The organism is Actinosynnema sp. NPDC023794 (assembly GCF_040639675.1).
Classification (GTDB): domain Bacteria; phylum Actinomycetota; class Actinomycetes; order Mycobacteriales; family Pseudonocardiaceae; genus Actinosynnema; species Actinosynnema luteola.
Map to the genome: position 1 here is coordinate 1 of NZ_JBFAFR010000006.1, position 20,699 is coordinate 20,699.

Consider the following 20,699-nt stretch of genomic DNA (forward strand, 5'->3'; position numbering starts at 1 on the left):
CTCGTCTGTCAACGTCACCACGGCCACCGGCCGACCCCTACGAGCCACCCGACAACTCTACAATTCATTAACGAACTTCAGGCGCAGGACACTAGCCGCGGCGGTCGCGCAGCCTGGTCAGGGCCAGCGCGGTCGCGCCGGAGAGGAGCAGCAGGCCGCCGAGCACCAGCAGGCCGCGGACCGGGGTGCCGGAGTCAGCCAGGTGGCCACCGTCCGGGAGGACGGCCGCCGGGTGGCTCGTGGCCCCGAGGGTGGAGCTCGCAGCGGTGGTGGTGGGTTCGGTCGTGGTCGGCTCGGTGGTGGTGGTCGTTGTCGTGGGGGTCGTGGGGATCGCGCACTCCGCGAGGATGTCGGCGAAGGGCGCGTAGTGGATCTCTCCGCCGCTGCCGCTCGTCGCGCCGCCGTGCACGAGGGACTTCACGACCACCGCCCCCTCGATGTTGGCCGCGCTCTCGTCGACCAGGGTGGCGTTCGGCGCGTAGACGGTGCCCCAGACGGTGGGCGAGCCCGGTGGCAGCGCGATCGTGCCCGAGGTGGTGATGTTCCACAGCACGTGCCGCGACGGCTCGTTGCCCTGCCAGCTCACCTGCGGCACGTCCCAGGTGTAGTCACCGGTCACGTCGACGTTGACGATCAGCCACGCCTGGTCGCCGGGCTGCAGGTAGCCGTTGCGCGGGTTGATGTTGTCCAGCGCGCTCATCTGGGCGGCGGTCAGGGTCAGCACGTTCTGGCCCGGCAGGAGGCCGATCGTCGCGTTCGGGTCGGTGCCGTTCCACGGGTTCTGCCCGTTCTGGTCGGTCAACGTCACGGTCGACGGGCACGCCGCCACCTCCGCGTTGAGGCCCCGGTAGGTCGCGAACAACGACGCGAAGTCGAACCCGCTCGGAGCGCCGACCGCCGCGGCGGGCTCCGACGTCTGGATCGAGATGCCGGGTGTGGCGCCCGGGGCGGCGCCGTCGGGCACGACCCACGTCACGCCGCCGGACGGGTGCACGTCCGAGGCGCTCAGGTCGCCGATCTTGGCGTAGGAGTTGGCGAGCACGCTGAGCGTGCCCGTGCTCTGCGCGAAGTCGGGCGCGCCACCGATGACGAGGCTCGTCGGCCGAGTGTCGCCGGGGAGGACGTACGTGCCCGGGTTGTTGGGGCCCGCGTTGTACTGCCGGAACCGGACGTCGCCGCCGATCGCCATCGGACCCTCGGTCTCGTTCTCGTACAGCGCCGCGTCGCCTTCGACGAGCACGAGGAACCCGTGGCTCGGGTCGGCGTACACGTCGTCCGGCGCGACCGGCCGCAGGGGGTTCACCACCGCCGCGGGCCTCGGCTGCGGACCGGGCGCCCACCCGATCGCGAGGACGGCGACGACGACCGCCAGACCGACGGCTCCGACGCGGCTGCTCTGCATGTCCGGCTCCCGTGGAGGTCGACAACCCTCCCCGCAGCCAACGTGACCGCGCCGACCTCAGCACGCGGGCACGCCAAGCTTTCACCCACCAGTGTGATCACCGCGCGAGTCCCACGTTCAGGACCCGTGTGTCGAACGTCCAGGACCCCCGAGTTCAACGCTCACGACGAACGGTTCACTAGTTCGTGAACCAGCCCAACCGGCCGTCCGTCGTCACCAACGGCTCGCAGTGGCCGAGCCTGCCGCGGTGCTCCAGGGCCGTGGCGACCTGGTCCAGCATCTCGTCCAGGCTCGTCCACTCGGGTTTGAGCATCTCGCCCGCCTCGCGGTCCCACTCGACGACGCACCCCGACAGCACGCCCGGCCGCAGGTCGACCGCCAACGCGTCACCGCACCCGTCGAACGCGATCGGCAGCCACATCGGGTGGAACCCGGTCGTCGGCGTGCCCGCCTCGGTGCCGAGGTCCGCGGGCCAGAACCGCTCCTTCAACCGCCACGAGCGCAACGCGTTGGACGGACCGAGCGGCGTGTAGAACGGCGGCAGCACCTCCGCGAACGCCAAGTCGGCGGTGCCACCGCACACCGCCCACCACGCGCGCAGGTCGGCAGGCGGCTCGAGGCCGCTCGCAGCCGCCAGCGCCTCGACCGCGGCGCTGTCCTCAGGGGGCACGAACGCCGATCCGGTCAAGGGGGCGTGGTGGTCGAGCCACGCCACAATCCGTTCCCAATGGCGCAAAACACCCACGTACACATGATCAGGTGACGACACCGCCGGCGGTACCGCTCATCGGGGCAGGATCTCGCCGAACGCCGCACAACCCGCCGGCGGATGGGGCAGGATCGCGTTCGCACGGCACCAAAAGGGGGACGAGGGTGGAACGGGGTTTCGGCGTCGACACCGCGGCGCTGTCGGCGTACGGCAGCACGGCGGCGGGACTGGCGAGCGAGGTCGGCGCGGTGGGCACGTCCACGTTGGCGGGCACGACCTCGTTGGCCGCGGGCAGCTTCGGCAAGATCGGCGACGAGGTCGGCCTCGGCGCGGCTCTCCAGCGAGCGGCACAGGCCCAAGTGGACGGTGTTGCCGCCGCCTCGGCCGGGTTGTCGGCGTTCGCCGCGGAGGTCGCGAAGACCGGCCGGGCCTACACCGAGCAGGAGGCGCGCACCAGCGCCGACCTCGACCGGGCGGCACAGGTCTGACGTGGACGTCGGCGGCTTCCTGGCGGCTCTGGTCCAGCCGATGAAGGACCACCTGGCCAAGCTGGAGGGCGACACCGGCGGCGCGACGAGCGCGGCCGAGGCGTTCGGACGGGCGTCCTCGGCGTTGACCGAGCTCGACGGCAGGCACACGGGCGCGGCGAACGCCGCCATGAGCGAGTGGTACGGGGAGAAGGCGAACGCGTTCCAGACCCGGGTCGCCGCGTTCTCCGGTGGCGTCGGCACGTTGGCGCGCAACGCGACGACGACCCAGCAGGCCGCCACGACCGCGGTGGACGCGGTGAACGCCGGCAAGACCGCGATCCAGGGCCTGATCGACGAGTTCACCGGCTGGGCGTGGCCCCGGCTGGCGGCGGCGGTCGCGGCGGGTGCGTTCGGCGGCATCGGCGCGGTGCTCGCGGTGGCGGCGGAGGTGACCGCGAAGGCCCGCGAGTACGAGGGCAAGACCGGTCAGGAGCTGGAGAAGGTCCGCGCCGAGCTGACGGCCGTGGTCGCGCGGTTGCAGGGTTTGGCGCAGCCGGACTTCGCCGGGATCGGCGACCCGTTGGGCGTGGAGAGCGGTGGCACGACGTCGATGTCGTCGGCGGGTGACGCCGGTGGCAGCGGTGGGTCGTCTTCCTCGTCCGGTGGTGGGTCTGGTGGCGGGTCCGGTGGCGGCGGCGGTGGCGGTGGTGGCGGTGGTGGCGGCGGCGGCGGTGGCGGTGGCGAGCCCACGGGGCCGCGCCTGCCCGTGGCCATCCCGCCGCAGCCCGGCACCGGCGTCGGCGTGAACCTGCCGGACGGCAGCTCCGCCGAAGCGCCCAACGAGACGGCCGCACGCGCCGTGCGCAACGCGTTGTCCGCTCTGGGCACCCCGTACGTGTGGGGCGGCGCGAACCCGCCCCAGGGCACGGACTGCAGCGGCCTGACCCAGTGGGCGTACGGCGGGGCCGGGTTCGACATCCCGCGGCCCGCGTCGTCACAGGCGATGGGCGCGTCCGTGCCGCCGGACCAGCTGCTGCCCGGCGACCTGGTGGTGTGGGACGGGCACGTGGCCATGGTGATCGGCAACGGGCAGATGGTGGAGGCGGGCGACCCGGTGCAGGTCAACCCGATCCGCACGAGCAACAGCGGCATGGGCTTCATGGGCTTCTACCGACCGACCGGCTGAGACGGGCTGAGGACGTGGACGAGACGCAGCGGGCGGCCCGGCGGGTCGCCGACACCGAGCGGCAGGTGGTCGAGCACGTGGCCCGCACCGGTCCGGTGCTCGGCCGGGCCTCGTCACCCGACGGCGCGGTCACGGTCGTCGCCGCGCCCGGCGGGCCGCCGCAGGAGGTGCGGGTTTCGCCGTCGGCGTTGAACATGGGACCGCGGGCGTTGGCGGACGAGATCCTGCGCGTGTCGGCGCGGGCGTCCCGTGACGCCGCGTCGCGCCTGCACCGGACGGTGGCGCGGGTGGCCGACCCGGCGGCGGTGCGGGCGTTGGCCGAGGTCGGTTTCGAGCCCGGCCCGGACGACCGCGGTCCGGACGACGACGAGTTCCACGGCACGTACCTGAGGGAGTCGCGGTGACGCAGGAACAACGGCTCGCGGCGGCCGAAGGGCTGACCGAGGTGCTGGCCCGCACCACCGGCAGCGCCGAGCACCCGACCCGCCTGGCCCGCGCCACGGCGACCGCGTCGGGTGAGCTGAAGGCGCTCGACCTGCACCCGAACGCGTTGGCGCAGGGACCGGACGCGGTCGGCAGGCTGGTCGTGGAGACGGCGCGGTTGGCCACGGACGCGGCGGTGCAGAAGAGCTACAACGAGTTGGCCAAGTCGTTGGGCGACGGCATGGCGATGGCGGTGGAGGCGTTCGCCGGGCCGCCGCCCTTGAGGACGGCGGGGGCAGCCCCTCAGCTGGGGCCCATGGCGGCTCCTCAGCCGCAGGTCACACCGCCGGCGGCACACCGGCAGAGGGCGGCCGGGCCCACTCCGCCGCCGTGGGCGGGACAGGTGGAGAGCCGCCCCGCGCCCCGTCCGCAACCCGAGGAAACGGACGACGACGACTACTTCGCGGACCCTTTCCGTGGTCAACGGCAGTAGCGCGTGATCGACCCCGTACTCTTGCCCCCGCATCGCAAAGGGGCATGGCGTGACCGGGAGGTCGGATGGCACAGGACATCGTCCCGATCGAGCTGGGGCTCACCCAGGGTGATGTCGTCACCCTGTGGGCCCCGCGCTGGCGGGAAGAGGGCGAGGAGTGGGAAGCCTTCCTCGGCCACGAGGAGGACCTGTACGCGTTCCCCGATGCCGCGCACTTGGCGGCGTTCGTGCGCAAGACCGAAGAGCACGACCTGACCGACCACCCCGCGTGGCACGTCGTGCCCGCGCTGTCGGTCGGTGAGCTGTCGCCGGACGACAACCACCAGTTCGACCTGGTCGGCGTGCCCGAACTGGTCTCCGAGGAGCCCGACACGTGGGTCATCGGCGAACTCGCCGACGTGATCTCCATCGTGCGGTCGCTGGCGGACGTCTGCGAGCTGGAGAAGGTGCACGAGATCCTCGACTCGGCGGAGGGCTTCGCGCTGCTCCCGCAGGGCACGCTGCCGTTCACCGGCCGCGAGGGTCAGGCGTTGTGGACCGAGATCTCCCAGGTCGTCGCGGAGAAGTGGGACGAGGTGCTGGACGCGATCGACGAGGTCGTGGCCACGCCGGAGGTCGACGAGACCGCGCTCAAGGCCGCGCAGGACGAACTGGCCGAGTTCGAGGAGGCCAACGCCGCCGCGGCGGCCTCCGCGGAGGAGGACGAAGAGGACGGCGACGAGCCGGTCGGCTTCTGGGGCGAGGTCGGCATCGACCCGATCAAGATCATCAGTGGCGCGGGGGAGTACTACACGCTGCGCTGCTACCTGGACGACCAGCCGGTCTTCCTCGGCCGCAAGGGCAGGATCGACGTGTTCGGCTCGCCGCGCGCGTTGGCCCGGTTCATCGTCGAGGCCGACGACAACGACCTGGCCGAGGTGTCGACCTGGGGCGAGCTGGTCACCAAGGCCACCGGCGGCGACCTGGACGTCGAGGTCGACCCGGACAACGTCTACGTGCTCACGGGCCTGGACGAGGACATCGCCGACGGCCCGGACGCGATCGACCCCACGCAGCTCGACCTCGTGGTCGAACTGCTGGAGGACGCGGGCGAGTGGGCGAACGACGACACCGTGAAGGTCGCGCTGAACCAGTCCGAGCGGCTGGGGTGGCTGGTGTCGTACGTGCTCAAGCCGGACCCGACGCGGCTGGCGCCCAGCCCGCCGTTCGACGACGAGCAGGTGGCGTGGCGGACGCTCGTGGCGGCGTTCGAGGACCGGCTCAAGGTGCACTGAGCGATCGCCGGAGGCGCTGAAGCGCTGAGGCGGTGTGAAGCAGCAGAGGTCGCGGGCAGCCATCGGAGCCCGCGACCTCTGTTTTGTGCTGTTGATCGGGTTGTGCTGCTTCCCTACTGCCCCAGAGCGGTGTAGGCGGGCTCGATCACGTCCTGGATCAGCACCCGGCGCTCCTCGTGCGAGATGAACGCGGCCTTGGCGGCGTTGACGGTGAACTTGCGCAGGTCGTCCCAGCCGAACCCGAAGTGCTCGACCACGGTGGCGAACTCACCGGTCAACGACACCATGCTCATCAGCCGGTTGTCGGTGTTCACGGTGACCCGGAAGCCGAGGTCGTGCATCCGCTTGATCGGGTGCTCGGCCAGCGACGCCACCGCCCCGGTGTGCACGTTCGACGTCGGGCACATCTCCAGCGCGATGCGCCGGTCGCGCACGTACGCGGCCAGCGGGCCGACCTCGTCGCCCTTGATGTCCTCGGCCAGCCGCACGCCGTGGCCCAGCCGCTCCGCGCCCGCGAGCTGCACGGCCTCCCACGCCGACTCCGCGCCCGCCGCCTCGGCGGCGTGGATCGTGAAGTGCGCGTTCTGCTGCCGCAGGTACTCGAACGCGGACAGCTCCTTGCTCGGCGGGAACCCGGCCTCCGGGCCCGCGATGTCGAAGCCGACCACGCCCGAGTCCCGGTAGCGGACCACGAGGTCGGCGATGCGCTGCCAACCGTCGTTCTGACGCATGGCGCACAGCAGCGTGCCGACCCTGATGCGGCCACCCGACGCGGCCTCGCCCTGGCGGAAGCCCTCCTGCACCGCCTCGACGGCCTGCTCCATGCTCAGGCCCTTGTCGGTGAACAGCTCCGGTGCGTACCGGATCTCGGCGTACACGACACCGTCGGCGGCGAGGTCCTGCACGGCTTCGGAGGCGACGCGCACCAGCGCGGACTCGTCCTGCATGACGCCGCACGTGTGCGCGAAGCCCTCCAGGTAGCGGACCAGCGAGCCGGAGTTGGCGTTGTCGCGGAACCACGCGCCCAGCGCGACCGGGTCCGTGGTGGGCAAGCCCTGGTGGCCGCAGGCGTCGGCGAGTTCGATCACCGTCTGCGGGCGGAGGCCACCGTCGAGGTGGTCGTGCAGGAGCACCTTCGGCGCGCGGCGAAGGTCTTCCTGGGTCAGCGGGGTCGGCATGGGCGTCACCGTATACCGGTGACACGCCGTGTCGTTCAGAGCTGCGATGATCAAGGACCGGTATGATCGCCCCCGTGTCACCGGGTGTGTTCAGAACCACTCGATCAGGTGCCGCTTTCGTTGTCGTGAACCTGTTGTGCAGTCGTGATGCAGAACTTTCCGCTACTGGTGACCGGGCTTTAGTCACTCACTCGGCGGATGCTCACACGGAGCAGTCACAGGCGCGCTGGCGGTTACGTTGGGGTAAGGTCGGCGACTGTCACTCCAACGGAGTACACGCAAGGTCGATCCAGGCGGTCCCGGTCGGGGGGCGCTACTGCCCGCCGCCCCAACCTGGTTAGGCTCCCGGAGGTCTCCCCTCCCCTGGACGAAGGCACCCGAGCCGTGAACGAGAACAACAACTCCACGATGTCCTTCGATCGGATGCGCAACATGCTCACGCGCGCCGCGGAGATCCGTGAGAGCGAACAGCAGCAGATCTTCGACGCACTGGACGAGATCCACGCGCGGATGTCCCCGCTCGAGTCGCTGGGTTCCGTTCGCAAGCGCCTGTCCGAGCTGCCCGACCGGACCGAGGTCAGCGTGCTGGCCGAGCGGCTGGACGAGGCGCTGGCCAAGCTGGAGGCGCAGGACACCGCGGTGCAGAGCATCGGTCGGGCCGTCGAGGGCCTGGTCGACAAGCTCGCCAAGCCGTTCGCGCAGCTCGACGGTCGGCTCGACGGGGTGACGGGTCGGTTCGAGGGCGTCGCCGGGCGGATGGACGGCCTGGAGGACAAGCTCTCCCACATCCACAAGCGCCTCGACGACCTCGACGGCCACCTGGACAAGCAGGACGGCAAGGTCGAGCAGGTGCCGGGTGCGGTGACCGGGCCGTTGCGGGAGCGCATCGAGGCGTTGGAGGCCGCGCTGCGCGGTCGCCTGGACGAGGTCGACGAGGGCGTGCACGAGCACCTCGACGGCACGCGTGAGGCGTTGCAGCGGTCGGTGGCGGAGTCCGCGAACGGCTTGACCGGCAAGCTGGACGAGACCCGCGACAACCTCAACAGCACCCGGGACGGGCTGCACGCGGCGTTGACCGAGTCGCGCGAGTCGCTCGTGGCGTCGTTGGCCGACACGCGCAGCACGATGACGGGCAAGCTGGACGAGGCCCGTGAGGCGCTGCACGCGGCGTTGGACGAGACGCGCGACCAGGTCGACGCGACCGACCGGTTGGAGGCGCTCGCGCAGCGCTTGGAGCAGGTGACGTCGCGGCTCGACACCATGGCGACCCGGCTCGACTCGGTCGAGGACGACTTCGCGTCGCGGCTCGGCGAGCTGTCCGGCGTGGTGGAGCAGGGCATCGCCAAGGTCGAGGGCACGCTGGCGACCCGGCCGGACGCCGACTCGCTGGCCGGCCTCGTGCGCAAGAGCAACCAGGAGTCGGAGCTGCGCATCGGCGGGCAGTTGGACGAGGCGATGGCGACGTTCGCCGAGCTGATCCTGGGTGGGGGTTCGCCCACGCCTCCTCCGCCGCCCACCGCGTTGCCGCGGCCTCAGCGGCGGACCCGGAAGAACGGGCCCAAGCCCGGGGAGAACCGAAACCTGGACGACGACGACCTGACGGCTGAGGGCGCCTGATCATTTCTGATCACGTCTGATTGCGTTTGGTCAGGGAAGTCGAGAGGCCCGGTCCGCGGTGTGCGGACCGGGCCTTTTCGTGCGGTGGACAGGAGATCGAATAGCAAAGATCAAGAGAGTCCTCGCCGGACGGGCAGATCAGCAGGATGACGGCCGCTTGGGTGGTTCTGTTCCGGGTCCGTTGTGGGCCAGGGTTTCGTGGAAGGGCGTGGCGTGACGGGTCAGCCGCGGATGGTGTCGATGATCAGCGGTGTGGTTCGGGGTGGGGTGTCGCCGATCTCGTAGCCGTCGGAGAGGGATCCCAGGGCGGCGGGGATGGCGTCCGGGGTGTCGGTGTGCAGTTCCAGGAGTGGTTGGCCCTTCGAGACCTGGTCGCCTGGTTTGGCCAGGCAGAGGATGCCCGCGCCGGCTTGGACCGGGTCTTCCTTGCGGGCGCGGCCGGCGCCCAGGCGCCAGGCGGCGACGCCCACCGAGTAGGCGTCGAGGGTGGTCAGGTAGCCGTCGGACGGGGCGGTGACGACGTGCTTGTGCCGGCCGGTGGGGAGTGGGGCGTCCGGGTCGCCGCCCTGGGCCCTGATCATCCTCGCCCACGTCTCGTAGGCCTCGCCGGAGGCGAGGACGTCGCGTGGTGAGGCGGAGATGCCGGCGCGGGACAGCATTTCTTCGGCCAGGGTGACGGTCAGGTCGATGACGTCGGAGGGGCCGTTGCCCTGGAGGACTTCGACCGACTCGGCGACTTCGACCGCGTTGCCCACGGCACGGCCCAGTGGCACGGACATGTCGGTGAGGAGCGCGGAGATGCGCAGGCCGTGGTCGACGCCGATCGAGACCAGGGCCGTGGCGAGTGCGCGGGCCTGGTCGAGGGACTTCATGAACGCGCCTGAGCCGACCTTGACGTCCAGGACCAGCGCTTCCGCGCCCTCGGCGATCTTCTTCGACATGATGGACGAGGCGATCAGCGGGATCGCCTCGACGGTTCCGGTCACGTCGCGCAGGGCGTAGAGCTTCTTGTCGGCCGGGGCCAGGCCGGTGGTGGCGGCGCAGATGACGGCGCCCACGGAGCGGAGTTGGGAGACGACCTCGTCCACGGAGAGTTGCGCGCGCCAGCCGGGGATGGATTCGAGCTTGTCCAACGTGCCGCCGGTGTGGCCGAGGCCGCGGCCGGAGAGTTGGGGCACGGCGGCGCCGCACGCGGCGACCAGGGGAGCCAGGGGCAGGGTGATCTTGTCGCCGACACCGCCGGTGGAGTGCTTGTCGACGGTGGGGCGGCCGACGTCGAGGGTGAGCCGGTCGCCGGAGTCGATCATGGCGTGGGTCCAGCGGGCGGTTTCGGCCGGGTCCATGCCGTTCAGGAAGATCGCCATGGCCAGGGCCGACATCTGCTCGTCGGCCACGTGCCCGCGGGTGTAGGCGTCGACGACCCAGTCGATCTGGTCGTCGGTCAGCCGGTGGCCGTCGCGCTTGGCCCGGATCACGTCCACGGCGGTGTGGGTCATGGCAGGTCCTCCGGGCCGAACGCGTCGGGCAGCACCTTGCTCATCGGCAGGATGCCGGACGGGGTGTCGATCAGGCACGGCGCGCCGCCCAGCTCGTAGATCACCTGGCGGCACCGGCCGCACGGCATCAGCAGGTCGCCGGCGCCGCTGCGGCAGGCGAGGGCGACCAGCCTGCCGCCGCCGGTGAGCGTGAACTGGCCGGCCAGCGTGCACTCGGCGCACAGGCCGACGCCGTAGGCGGCGTTCTCGACGTTGCAGCCGACGACGATCCGGCCGTCGTCGCACAGGGCCGCCGCGCCCACCTGGAGCCCGGAGTACGGGCAGTAGGCGGACTGCGCGGCCTCGACGGCGCGGGCTCGCAGCAGTTCCCAGTCGATGTCAACCACGGCGGTACACCACGCCGTCCGCCGCGGGCATTCGCAATCGTTGGGAGGCGACCGCGAGGACGATGAGGGTGACCAGGTGCGGCGCGTAGGTGGTCAGCTCGCTCGGCACCTCGTCCACCGAGTAGTACACGGCGTAGAGCAGGCCGGCGGCCAGGATGCCGAACGCGGCGGCGAACCAGCGGCGGCGGACCAGTTGCCAGATCACGATGACGACCAGCAGCAGGACCGCGCCGTAGACCAGGGCGAGGAACGTCTTGCCGCCCGAGCGCAGTTGCAGGCCGTCGGCGTAGCCGAAGAGCGCCGCGCCGCCCAGGAGGCCGCCGGGGCGCCAGTTGCCGAAGATCATGGCGGCGAGGCCGATGAAGCCGCGGCCGTTGGTCTGGCCTTCGAGGTAGCCGGGCTGGCCGGGGTTGAGCACGAGGGCCGCGCCGCCGATGCCGGCCAGCGCGCCGGAGCCGATCACGGCCACGTACTTGTACCAGTAGACGTTGACGCCGAGTGACTCCGCGGCGACGGGGTTCTCGCCGCACGACCGCAGGCGCAGGCCGAACCTGGTCCGCCACAGCACCAGGTAGCTGCCGATCACCAGCAGGATCGCGAGCATGGTCAGCGGTGAGACGCCGGTGACGAGGCCGCGCAGGATGCCGGCGACGTCGGACAGGCCCACTCGTTGCTGCGCTTCGAGTTCGCCGAGCCAGTCCGAGAGGCCGGAGGCGGAGTAGGTGTCGAACTTCGGGACGGCGGGCGATTCCCGGGGGTTGTTCGACAGCGGGAAGAAGATCAGCGTGGAGAGGTACTTGGTCAACCCCGCGCCGAGCAGGTTGATCGCCACGCCGGACACGATGTGGTTCACGCCGAACGTCACGGTGGCGATGGCGTGCAGGAGACCGCCGAGCGCGCCGAACACGGCCGCCGCGACGAGCGCCGCCCACGGGCCCCACTGGTAGCCGGCCCAGGCCGCGCCCCACGTGCCCATGATCATCATGCCTTCGAGGCCGATGTTCACCACGCCCGCGCGTTCCGCCCAGAGGCCACCGAGGGCGGCCAGGAGGATCGGCAACGCCAACCGCACCGCGGTCTGGATGGTGCCGGTGGAGGTCAGCTGCGGCACACCGGTCAGGTACGACGTGGTGGACAGCAGCACGACCGCGCCCGCGACGCCCAGCGCGCCCACGGCCCAGCCGGGGATCCGCCGCGACTTGCGCGGCGGCGGGACGGTGGCGGGCGCCTCGGACGGGTTCATCAAGGAAGTGCTCATGCCGCGTCCTCGCTGACGCTCGTCGACGCAAGAGCACGGTGCGCAGTGTTCATCGATTCGCTCGCAAGCTCGCTCATGCCGCATCCACCGTTCCGAGCTGCCGGCCGACCTGCCGCTGCTGCGCGGCCAGTTCGAACCGGCGGACCACCTCGTACGCGACGACGACCGACAGCACGATCGCCCCCTGCATGATCGTCACGATTTCGCGGGGCACGCCCACGTTGTCCAGCGCCAGGCCCGACTTGTCCAGGAACGCCCACAGCAGCGCGCCGAACGCGATGCCGCCGGGGTGGTTGCGCCCGAGCAGCGCGATCGCGATGCCGGAGAAGCCGATCCCGGCCGGGAAGTTCAGGTTGTAGGTGTGGTCGCGGCCCAGGATCTCCGGCATGGAGACGAGGCCCGCGATGCCGCCCGAGAGCAGCATGGCGATCAGCACCATCTTCTTGGCGTTCACGCCACCCGCGGCGGCGGCCGTCGACGACTCGCCGGAGGCCCTCAGCTCGAAGCCGAACCGGGTGCGGTTCATCATCACCCAGTAGCCGATGCCCAGCAGCGCGGCCAGGAACACCAGGCCGAACACCGTGCCGGACGAGCCGAGCGGGATGCCGGGCACCCAGCCGCTCTCCGGGATCTCCGGCGTGCGGATGTTGTTGCCGCGCAGCTCGCCGAACACGTCCGCGCCGATCAGGTACGCGGCCAGGCCGAGCGCCAGGCCGTTCATCATGATCGTGGAGATGACCTCGTTGACGCCGCGCGTCACCTTGAGGATCGCCGGGATCGCGGCCCACAGCGCGCCCGCGACGGCGGCGGTCAGGATGATCACCAGGGCGTGGATGCCGGGCGGCAGGGCGATCGAGCCGCCGACCACGGCCGCGACGACCGCCGCGACCCGGTACTGGCCCTCGACGCCGATGTTGAACAGGTTCATCTGGAACCCGATCGCCACCGCCAGCGCCGCGATGTAGTAGGTGCCGGTGCTGTTGATGATGTCGACCGCGGTGGTGCCCTCGCCGACCTGCGCGAACATCACACCGAACGCCCGCAGGGGGTCCGCGCCGGACACCACCAGCGCGATACCGCACAGCAGGGCGGAGAACAGGATCGCCAGCACGGGCGGCAGCAGTTTGCCGCGCAAGATTCCCATTACGCGCCTTCCGATTCCGGCGCCGGCGAGGCGCCAGGGGCGTGCTCGGCGCTCGTGGCGCCGGTCATCGCGCTGCCGAGGTCTTCCGGGGTGACCGTGGCCGGGTCGGCGTCCGCGACCAGCCGACCGCGCAGCATCACCCGGATGGTGTCGGACAAGCCGATCAGCTCGTCCAGGTCCGCCGAGATCAGCAGCACGGCCAGGCCGCGGGCGCGGGCGTTGCGGATCTCGTCCCAGATCAACGCCTGCGCGCCGACGTCGACGCCGCGGGTCGGGTGCGACGCGATCAGCAGCACCGGGTCGCCGGACAGCTCACGGCCGACCACGAGCTTCTGCTGGTTGCCGCCCGACAGCGCGACGGCGGCCACGTCGATGCCCGGCGTGCGCACGTCGAAGTCCTCGACGATGCGCTCGGTGTCCCGCTTCGCTCCGGCGAGGTCGAGCCACTGGCCCTTCGACACGGGGCGGCGGGTCTGGTGGCCGAGGATGCGGTTGGCCCACAGCGGCTGGGTGAGCAGCAGGCCCTGGCGGTGCCGGTCCTCGGGGATGTAGCCGATGCCCGCTTCCCGGCGGGCCAGCGTGCCGAGCCTGGTCAGGTCGCGGTCGCCGAGCAGCACGCGACCGTGGTGCGCCTTGCGCATGCCCATGATCGTCTCGACCAGCTCGGTCTGCCCGTTGCCCTCGACGCCCGCGATGCCGACGATCTCGCCCGCGCGCACGACCAGGTCGATGTTGTCGAGCACCGGCCGGGTGCCCTCCGCGGCGACCAGGCCGAGGTTCTCCACCTGGAGCACGACGCGGTCGGTGACGGTGGACTCGCGGGTCTCCGGGCTGGGCAGCTCGCTGCCGACCATCATCTCGGCCAGCTGGCGCGAGCTGACGGCCTTCGGGTCGGCGGTGCCGACCGTGGTGCCGCGGCGGATGATCGTGACGGAGTCGGCGATCGAGCGCACCTCGTCCAGCTTGTGCGAGATGAACAGGAACGTGAAGCCCTGCTGCTGCATGCCGCGCAGGGTGGCGAACAGCTCGTCCACCTCCTGCGGCACGAGCACGGCGGTCGGCTCGTCCAGGATGATCACCTTGGCGCCCCGGTAGAGCACCTTGAGGATCTCGACCCGCTGCCGGTCGGCCACGCCGAGGCGTTCGACGAGCACGCCGGGGTCGACGGTCAGGCCGGTGGCGTCGGCCAGCTCCAGGATGCGCTTGCGCGCCTTGCCGCCGATGCCGTGCAGGGACTCCGCGCCCAGGACGACGTTCTCCTGCACGGTCAGGTTGTCGGCGAGCATGAAGTGCTGGTGCACCATGCCGATGCCGACCTTGATCGCGTCTGCCGGGGTGCGGAACCGGACCTGCTCGCCCGCCACCTCGATGGTGCCCTCGTCGGGTTGCTGCATCCCGTAAAGGATCTTCATCAGGGTGGACTTGCCGGCGCCGTTCTCACCGCACAGCGCGTGCACCTCGCCGACCTGCACGCTGAGGTGGACGTCGCTGTTGGCGACGACACCCGGGAAGCGCTTGGTGATGCCCGACAGGACGACGGCAGGGGTCGTAGTGCTCATGGAAGCTCCGTCTGATCTCCGGCTGCGCCGGGGCTAACCACGCACTGGGCCCCGCGAGGGTGCTCGCAGGGCCCAGTGCGCCGGAGGCCGGATGGGGTTACGGCGTGGACTCGACCTTGATCTTGCCCGCGATGATCTGGGCCTTGTAGCCCTCGAGCACCGCCTTCAGGTTGTCGTCGATCTTGCCACCGGAGGTGGAGTAGCCGACGCCGTCCACCGACAGGTCGAACACCTTCGGCAGGCTCGCCAGGTCGTTCTTGGCGACCGCCTTGACGAAGTCGTACACCGCGACGTCGACCCGCTTGAGCATCGACGAGACGATGACGTCCTTCGACTCCTCGACCGTCTTCTGGTTGTACTGGTCGGAGTCGACGCCGATGGCGAGCGCGTTGCCCGTCTTCGCGGCCGAGAACACGCCCTTACCGGAGGCGCCCGCGGCGTGGTAGAGCACGTCGGCGCCGGCCTCGATCTGGCCGGTCGCGGCCTCCTGGCCCTTGGTCGGGTCCTGGAAACCGGTGAAGTCGCCCGCCGGGGTCAGGTACTTCGTCTCGATCTTGATGTCCGGCGCGGCGGTCTTGGCGCCCTGGGCGTAGCCCGCGTCGAACTTCTGGATCAGCGGGATCTCCACACCGCCGACGAAGCCGATGTGGCACGCCTTCGACTTGTAGGCGGCGATGACGCCGGCCAGGAAGGAACCCTGCTCCTCGGCGAACAGCAGCGGCGTGACGTTCGCCGCGCCCTCGACCGCGCCGTCGACGATCGCGAACTTGACGTTCGGGAACTCCGGCGCGACGACCTTCAGGGACTCTGCGTAGGCGAAGCCGACACCGATGATCGGGTTGAAGCCCTCGCTCGCGAGCTGGCGCAGCCGGGTCTGCTTGGCGTCCTCCGGCTCGTTCGGCGCGGCGGTCAGCTCCTTGACCTCGGCGATGCCGAAGTCGGCCTTGGCCTTGTCCAGGCCCGCCGCGGCGGAGTCGTTGAACGACGCGTCGCCCCGACCGCCGATGTCGTAGGCCAGACCCACCTTCAGCGCGCTGCCGTCGACCTTCTCGCCCGACGCGGCGCTGCTGGAAGTCGCGGTGGCGGCCGGCGGCTTGTCAGCCAGCTTGCAGCCACCGGCGGTGTTGGTCGACCCGGACCCGGTGTTGTTCCCACCGGTGTCCTTGGCGCAGGCGGCCATCGTGAGAACGCTGGTCAGCGCGATCGCGGCCACCGCGAGGCCACGCATTCGACGACGCACGGCTCGTCTCCCTCCCTGCTCGTCTAGGAGCAGACAAATCCCGGCGGCCAGGCCGTCGGGGCTTCCGAGTGGCGAACCGTACCCCGTAGTAATGACACCCGCGCACGTACCGGTCCGCACGTGACCTAATCGTTGGTGCCATCAGGCGACTCCGCCACTCGTAGTGATAGCGCGACTTCCCCGCGTCGTAGCCGATTACTCACTGTCAATACGCGGAGCGGGTGACGTGGCCGTTCGGTGACCGTGGGCCGATCAAGGTTCGGAGGCCCGCAGGGTTAACCCGTTGGTGAGGCGTTGGGGCGGCGTTGGCGGGGTCCGGTGCACTCCACGCTGCACCGATATCCCCCCTAGGAGGTTGAGTTGGACCCCCAGCAGTGGCTCGACAACTTCGAGGCGAAGCTGGCCGACCTGCAGCGGAAGTCGGCCGACCTCCAGGAGAACTTCGAGAACTCGCAGGCCACGGCGTCGAGCCCGGACGGCGCGGTGACCATCACGGTCGGCCCGAACGGCGGACTGCTGAACATCCAGCTCGGCCACCGGGCGACCGAGCTCGGCTCCGCCCGCCTCACCGCCCTGATCATGCAGACGGCCAAGGTCGCGCAGAAGCAGGCCGCGCAGCAGGTGATGGCGGCGTTCGAGCCGCTCGGCGAGGGCACCGAGGCCATGCGGATGGTCAGCGACGCCATCCCGGACGACGAGGTCGAGGACGGCGACGAGCCCGACTACGCCGAGCCGGAGCCCGAGTACGTGCCGCCCGCCCCGGTCGCGCCCCACACCCCGGCCCCGACCCCGTACAGCGGTCAGGCGCAGACGCCGTCGCGACCGGCGCGCCCCTCGCGCCCCGGTGACGACGAGGACGACGACAACCAGCCCTGGTGACGAGGAGACCCTGAGCGATGACCGCCCCCGACACCCCGATCGCCTCGCCGCCGGGCATGGAGATCACCGAGAAGAACAAGTTCAAGGGCTCGCTGTTCATCTCGGCCTGGGACGAGATGATCACCACGATCGGCAAGGACGCGGAGACCGAGACCGAGAAGGCGCTGGACATCACGTTCGCCGCGATCGGCACGGCGTCGTCCATGGCCATGCTGGCGGTCGACCCGTTCGGCACGATCCTCGGCGCGGGCATCGGCTGGCTGATCGAGCACGTGTCGTTCCTGAAGGAACCGCTCGACCAGCTCATGGGCGACCCCGACGAGATCGAGGCCAACGTGGAGGCGACCAAGAAGCAGGCCGCCGAGCTGCGCGTGCTGGCCGAGGACCACCGGCGCGAGCTGGCCACGTTCGACGGGTGGACCGGCGCGTCGTCCGAGGCGTTCCAGAAGAACATGGAGTCGATGGGCCAGGAGCTGGACGCGCTGGCCAACGCCGTCGAGCAGAAGGCCAAGATCGTCGCGATCTGCGGCGTGCTGGTGTCCGTGCTGCGCGACATCGTGCGCGACCTGATCGCCCAGCTGCTCGGGTCGCTGCTGGCGGGCGCGCTGATCGCCGCCGCCACCGCGGTCATCACGTTCGGCGCGTCGATCGCGGCCTACATCGGCTTCGCGGTCGGCAAGGCCGTCGCCCTCGGCGTGAACATCGCGTCCCGGATCGCCCGGCTGACCGCGGCGCTGGCCAGGCAGATGGGCCGGATCAAGAACCTCGACGAGATCACCGAGAGCGTCGGCAAGGGCTGGAACCGGTTCGAGAACATCGCCGACGTGGCCGAGGTCGGCTACGAGTCGTGGAAGGCGCAGAAGGGCGTCGACCGCGAGATCGACAAGGCGTTGGCCAAGGACGTGCAGGACGACAAGGTCACCGACGCCAACAAGAAGGCGGAGGAGGCCAACGAGCGGTACAGCAAGGCCAAGGAGGAAGAGGCCGCCGCCGCAGAGGAGGCCAAGAAGGCCAACGAGGACGTGAACGCGGCGGCCACGAAGGCGAGCGAGGCCAACGCCAAGGCCAACGCGTTCGTCGAGGAGGCCAACGCCGCTGCCGCGCGCGGTGACCAGGCGGGCCGGGACGCGGCCATGGCCAAGTACGAGGCGGCCAAGGTCGAGGCGGACGCGGCGCGCGGTGAGGCGGCCCAGGCGGCGGAGAAGGCGGCGAAGGAAGCCCGCGACGTCGCCGACGCGGCCAAGGCGAGCAACGCGGCGCTGGCCGACGCGAAGCCCGCCGACGAGGCCGCGAAGGCCGCGTACGAGGAGTACAAGCGCAACAACCCGGGCACGGACGACCCGGCGCGCGCGTCCGCCGAGAACGACATGTCGGCCAAGAACGACGCGGCGAAGGCGGCGAACGCCACCTACGAGCAGGCCAACGTGGACTTCGCGGCGGCCAACGCGGCGGCGGCCGAGGCCAACGCCAAGGCGTTCGCGTCCGGCAGCGAGGCCGACATCAAGGCCGCCGAGGAGGCGTCGCGCAGGGCCGAGCAGGCGGGCGCGGGCGTCGAGCAGGCGGCGGACGACGCGAAGGCGGCGGGCGAGGCGGCGAAGTCGAGCTACGACTCGTTCCAGTCGCAGTACTCGCAGCCCGCTTCGGGCGGCACGTCCACCAGTTCCGTCTCGGTCTAGTAGAACCACGGAGAACCAGCCATGGCACGCGGTGGCGGCGGCGTCGACTCGAACACCCCGGGTTCCTCGGGCAACCCGTCGTCACCGCCACCGCCGCCACCGCCGTCACCGGGCGGGCCGACCGGCAACTCCGGCTTCGGCATGAACGAGTCGACCATGTCCGACCTGGACAAGCGGGCGGGCAGCCTGCGGGACCGGCTCACCGCGATCTCCAACGGCTTGCAGGGGCTCAAGCTCGCGCCCAACGCGCTCGGCCCGATCGGCATCGTCGCCGTGCCCGCGTTGAACAGCTCGAACGACGCTTCGGTGAAGCAGGCGAACAACGCGTCGAGCGCGATGGGCAACGTCCAGTCGGGCTTGAAGGCCACGCTCCAGACGCACGTGCAGAACGACCAGTTCAGCCGCGACCAGTTCACCAAGATCGACCCGAACTCGAACGCCCAGCGGCCACCCGGCTCACCCGGCAACGGGCCGCTCGGGGTGAAGGGGCCCGGCGGGCCGGCGGTGACGCCGGTGACCACCGTGCCGGGTGCGTCGGGGCCGAACGGGACGGGCGGGCCGAAGGGTCCGGGTGGGCCGTCCGTCACGCCGGTGAAGAACGTGCCGGGCGCGACCGGGCCCAATCCGACGGGTGGGCCCAAGGGTCCGGGCGGGCCGGCGGTCGGACCGGTGAAGAACCTGCCCGGCGCGCCGGGCGTGACGCCGCCCGGTGGGGCGCCCAAGACGGCCGGTGGGCCCGCGGTGGGGCCGATCAAGAACCTGCCCGGCGCGCCGGGCGTGACGCCGCCTGGTGGTACGCGCGGCACCGGTGGGCCGACGGTCGGACCGATCACGAACGTGCCCGGCGCGTCCGGCCCGAACCAGGGTGGGTCGTCCAAGTCGCCGGGTGGGCCGGCCGTCGGGCCGATCAAGGACCTGCCGAGTGCGCCGGGCGTGACGCCGCCCGGTGGTACGCGCGGCACCGGTGGGCCGACGGTGGGGCCGATCTCCGGCATTCCGGGTGCTCCGGGGTCGCCGGGTGGCCCGCGCGGCGGCGGTGGCGTGCCCGGCGGCGGTGTGCCGGGTGTGACGCCACCCGGTTCGTCGACGTCCGGTGGTCCGGTGGCCAAGGGCGGCCCGACACCGGGTGCGGGCCCGGTGACCGGCGCCACCGCGCCTGGTGGGAGCACGGCGGCCCGCAGCATCGGCGGCGCGCTGTCCGGTGCGCCCGGCGTGACACCGCCTCCAGTGGCCGGTGCGCCGATGGCTCCGGGCGCTGCTCCCGGTGCGCCGGGCGGGTCGGACCGTTCGAGCAAGTTCACGGGTGGGCCGGGCAAGGGCGTCTTCGACGCGCCCAAACCACCCACCGGCGACGGCAACATCAACAAGGCCCCGGCCGCTTCGCCCTCAACGCCGCCACCGGCGCCGAAGCCGACCATCAGCACACCTGGCGGCGGGGGTGTCCCGAGCACTCCCAGCATCACCACCCCGACCACCGGCACGCCCGGCACCGGCACGCCCAGCGCCAACGCACCCGGCAGCGGCGCGCCGAGCACCGCGACCGCCCCGCCGTCGACCGGTGCGAAGCCGACCTCGGGCGCGGTGCCCTCGGTGAGCGCACCGGCGGTGCCCCCGATGGCCGGTGCGCCGATGGCTCCCGGCGCGGCACCCGGCGCGGCCGGTGGATCCGACCGTTCGAGCAGGTTCACCGGCGGGCCCGGCAAGGGCGTCTTCGACGCACCCAAACCACCCCCTGGCGACGGCAACATCACCAAGGCGCCGGTCACCTCCCCCTCCACACCACCGCCGGCCCCGAAGCCGACCATCAGCACGCCCAGCGCCCCGCCGATCAGCACCCCGGCCCCCAGCACCCCCACTCCGAGCACCCCGGGCACCGCTGCCCCGAGCACGGGCACGCCGGCCACCAGCGCCCCGCCCACCGCCACCGCTCCACCCGCGACGGGAGCGAAGCCGTCCCCCGTCGTGGCACCTCCCGTGAGCGCACCGGCAGCGCCACCGGTGGCCGCACCACCGCCCCCGGCCGCTCCGGGCGGGAGCCCGTCGACGGACCGTTCGAGCAAGTTCACCGGCGGGCCGGACAAGGGCGTGTTCGACACGCCCAAGCCGCCCACCGGCGACGGCAACATCACCAAGGCGCCGGTCACCTCCCCCTCCACGCCGCCACCAGCGCCCAAGCCCACCATCAGCGCACCGCCGGCTCCGAGCGCGATCAGCACGCCGCCGACCGACATCACCACCCCGAAGCCCGTCACGCCGCCGCCGGCGGCGGCAACCCCGCCAGCCGACACCAACCCCTCCACGCCTCCAGC

At 71.4% G+C, this 20,699-nt stretch carries 18 protein-coding genes; 8 read left to right on the forward strand and 10 right to left on the reverse strand.

Features of this window, described 5'->3' with window-relative positions; all coding sequences use genetic code 11:
- Positions 1 to 91: 91 nt before the first annotated feature.
- Both AB0H12_RS15515 and AB0H12_RS15520 read right to left on the reverse strand, forming a co-directional pair.
- Positions 92 to 1,402, reverse strand: a complete 1,311-nt coding sequence (locus AB0H12_RS15515) for a collagen-binding domain-containing protein (protein WP_499623548.1) — start codon at positions 1,400 to 1,402, stop codon at positions 92 to 94.
- A gap of 178 nt (positions 1,403 to 1,580) precedes the next feature.
- The gene (locus tag AB0H12_RS15520; protein ID WP_230570386.1) at positions 1,581 to 2,090 is read right to left on the reverse strand and encodes an SMI1/KNR4 family protein; all 510 of its coding nucleotides are present in this window, start codon (positions 2,088 to 2,090) and stop codon (positions 1,581 to 1,583) included.
- A gap of 185 nt (positions 2,091 to 2,275) precedes the next feature.
- Here AB0H12_RS15520 and AB0H12_RS15525 point away from each other — a divergent pair, with 185 nt between their 5' ends.
- The 5 genes from AB0H12_RS15525 (at position 2,276) to AB0H12_RS15545 (ending at position 5,957) form a co-directional block, all read left to right on the forward strand.
- Positions 2,276 to 2,599, forward strand: a complete 324-nt coding sequence (locus tag AB0H12_RS15525; RefSeq protein ID WP_499623550.1) for a hypothetical protein — start codon at positions 2,276 to 2,278, stop codon at positions 2,597 to 2,599.
- A 1-nt stretch (position 2,600) separates the two neighbouring features.
- Positions 2,601 to 3,767 (forward strand): C40 family peptidase, encoded by a 1,167-nt coding sequence (locus tag AB0H12_RS15530; RefSeq protein WP_499623551.1) that lies wholly within the window; start codon positions 2,601 to 2,603, stop codon positions 3,765 to 3,767.
- A 14-nt stretch (positions 3,768 to 3,781) separates the two neighbouring features.
- A complete protein-coding gene (locus AB0H12_RS15535) occupies positions 3,782 to 4,171 on the forward strand; it encodes a YbaB/EbfC family nucleoid-associated protein (RefSeq protein WP_499623552.1) in 390 nt (129 codons plus the stop codon).
- Positions 4,168 to 4,683 carry a YbaB/EbfC family nucleoid-associated protein gene (locus AB0H12_RS15540; RefSeq protein ID WP_499623553.1) on the forward strand — a complete coding sequence of 172 codons (516 nt, stop codon included), beginning with the start codon at positions 4,168 to 4,170 and terminating at the stop codon, positions 4,681 to 4,683. The genes AB0H12_RS15535 and AB0H12_RS15540 overlap by 4 nt, the downstream gene beginning before the upstream one ends.
- 65 nt (positions 4,684 to 4,748) lie before the next feature.
- Entirely contained in the window at positions 4,749 to 5,957 is a 1,209-nt protein-coding gene (locus AB0H12_RS15545; RefSeq protein ID WP_499623554.1) for a SatS C-terminal domain-containing protein, read from the forward strand.
- A 113-nt stretch (positions 5,958 to 6,070) separates the two neighbouring features.
- On the opposite strand, the gene AB0H12_RS15550 is transcribed toward AB0H12_RS15545, so the two are convergent.
- Complete coding sequence (locus AB0H12_RS15550; RefSeq protein ID WP_499623555.1) at positions 6,071 to 7,135, reverse strand: adenosine deaminase; 1,065 nt, start codon at positions 7,133 to 7,135, stop codon at positions 6,071 to 6,073.
- Positions 7,136 to 7,543: 408 nt separating this feature from the next.
- Between AB0H12_RS15550 and AB0H12_RS15555 the strand changes: the two genes are divergently transcribed.
- Positions 7,544 to 8,752, forward strand: coding sequence for a hypothetical protein (locus tag AB0H12_RS15555; protein WP_499623556.1), 1,209 nt, complete (start codon positions 7,544 to 7,546; stop codon positions 8,750 to 8,752).
- A 221-nt stretch (positions 8,753 to 8,973) separates the two neighbouring features.
- Here AB0H12_RS15555 and AB0H12_RS15560 read toward each other — a convergent pair whose 3' ends face one another.
- The 6 genes from AB0H12_RS15560 to AB0H12_RS15585 form a co-directional block, all read right to left on the reverse strand.
- Positions 8,974 to 10,248, reverse strand: a complete 1,275-nt coding sequence (locus AB0H12_RS15560; protein WP_499623557.1) for a thymidine phosphorylase — start codon at positions 10,246 to 10,248, stop codon at positions 8,974 to 8,976.
- On the reverse strand, positions 10,245 to 10,634 hold the full coding sequence (locus tag AB0H12_RS15565; RefSeq protein ID WP_499623558.1) for a cytidine deaminase: 390 nt from the start codon (positions 10,632 to 10,634) through the stop codon (positions 10,245 to 10,247). The genes AB0H12_RS15560 and AB0H12_RS15565 overlap by 4 nt, the downstream gene beginning before the upstream one ends.
- The gene (locus tag AB0H12_RS15570; RefSeq protein WP_499623559.1) at positions 10,627 to 11,892 is read right to left on the reverse strand and encodes an ABC transporter permease; all 1,266 of its coding nucleotides are present in this window, start codon (positions 11,890 to 11,892) and stop codon (positions 10,627 to 10,629) included. The genes AB0H12_RS15565 and AB0H12_RS15570 overlap by 8 nt, the downstream gene beginning before the upstream one ends.
- 73 nt (positions 11,893 to 11,965) lie before the next feature.
- Positions 11,966 to 13,036: an ABC transporter permease gene (locus tag AB0H12_RS15575; protein WP_499623560.1), complete on the reverse strand. Its 1,071-nt coding sequence runs from the start codon at positions 13,034 to 13,036 to the stop codon at positions 11,966 to 11,968.
- Positions 13,036 to 14,595, reverse strand: coding sequence for an ABC transporter ATP-binding protein (locus AB0H12_RS15580; RefSeq protein WP_499623561.1), 1,560 nt, complete (start codon positions 14,593 to 14,595; stop codon positions 13,036 to 13,038). Before AB0H12_RS15580 ends, AB0H12_RS15575 begins: the two co-directional genes overlap by 1 nt.
- Before the next feature lie 97 nt (positions 14,596 to 14,692).
- Positions 14,693 to 15,823: a BMP family lipoprotein gene (locus AB0H12_RS15585; protein ID WP_499623811.1), complete on the reverse strand. Its 1,131-nt coding sequence runs from the start codon at positions 15,821 to 15,823 to the stop codon at positions 14,693 to 14,695.
- A gap of 372 nt (positions 15,824 to 16,195) precedes the next feature.
- Between AB0H12_RS15585 and AB0H12_RS15590 the strand changes: the two genes are divergently transcribed.
- Both AB0H12_RS15590 and AB0H12_RS15595 read left to right on the forward strand, forming a co-directional pair.
- Positions 16,196 to 16,714 carry a YbaB/EbfC family nucleoid-associated protein gene (locus AB0H12_RS15590; protein ID WP_499623562.1) on the forward strand — a complete coding sequence of 173 codons (519 nt, stop codon included), beginning with the start codon at positions 16,196 to 16,198 and terminating at the stop codon, positions 16,712 to 16,714.
- 17 nt (positions 16,715 to 16,731) lie between these two features.
- Positions 16,732 to 18,390, forward strand: a complete 1,659-nt coding sequence (locus tag AB0H12_RS15595) for a WXG100 family type VII secretion target (RefSeq protein WP_499623563.1) — start codon at positions 16,732 to 16,734, stop codon at positions 18,388 to 18,390.
- Here the strand turns inward: AB0H12_RS15595 and AB0H12_RS15600 are convergent.
- Positions 18,387 to 20,690 (reverse strand): hypothetical protein, encoded by a 2,304-nt coding sequence (locus tag AB0H12_RS15600; RefSeq protein ID WP_499623564.1) that lies wholly within the window; start codon positions 20,688 to 20,690, stop codon positions 18,387 to 18,389. The two genes, AB0H12_RS15595 and AB0H12_RS15600, sit on opposite strands and share 4 nt — an antisense overlap.
- Positions 20,691 to 20,699: the final 9 nt, after the last annotated feature.

Bases quoted from the DNA above. Each gene is read 5' to 3' on its own strand.
- AB0H12_RS15515 (WP_499623548.1), bottom strand. From the start codon at position 1,402: ATGCAGAGCAGCCGCGTCGGAGCCGTCGGTCTGGCGGTCGTCGTCGCC.
- AB0H12_RS15545 (WP_499623554.1), top strand. From the start codon at position 4,749: ATGGCACAGGACATCGTCCCGATCGAGCTGGGGCTCACCCAGGGTGAT.
- AB0H12_RS15550 (WP_499623555.1), bottom strand. From the start codon at position 7,135: ATGCCGACCCCGCTGACCCAGGAAGACCTTCGCCGCGCGCCGAAGGTG.
- AB0H12_RS15555 (WP_499623556.1), top strand. From the start codon at position 7,544: ATGTCCTTCGATCGGATGCGCAACATGCTCACGCGCGCCGCGGAGATC.
- AB0H12_RS15560 (WP_499623557.1), bottom strand. From the start codon at position 10,248: ATGACCCACACCGCCGTGGACGTGATCCGGGCCAAGCGCGACGGCCAC.
- AB0H12_RS15570 (WP_499623559.1), bottom strand. From the start codon at position 11,892: ATGAGCACTTCCTTGATGAACCCGTCCGAGGCGCCCGCCACCGTCCCG.
- AB0H12_RS15575 (WP_499623560.1), bottom strand. From the start codon at position 13,036: ATGGGAATCTTGCGCGGCAAACTGCTGCCGCCCGTGCTGGCGATCCTG.
- AB0H12_RS15580 (WP_499623561.1), bottom strand. From the start codon at position 14,595: ATGAGCACTACGACCCCTGCCGTCGTCCTGTCGGGCATCACCAAGCGC.
- AB0H12_RS15585 (WP_499623811.1), bottom strand. From the start codon at position 15,823: ATGCGTGGCCTCGCGGTGGCCGCGATCGCGCTGACCAGCGTTCTCACG.
- AB0H12_RS15595 (WP_499623563.1), top strand. From the start codon at position 16,732: ATGACCGCCCCCGACACCCCGATCGCCTCGCCGCCGGGCATGGAGATC.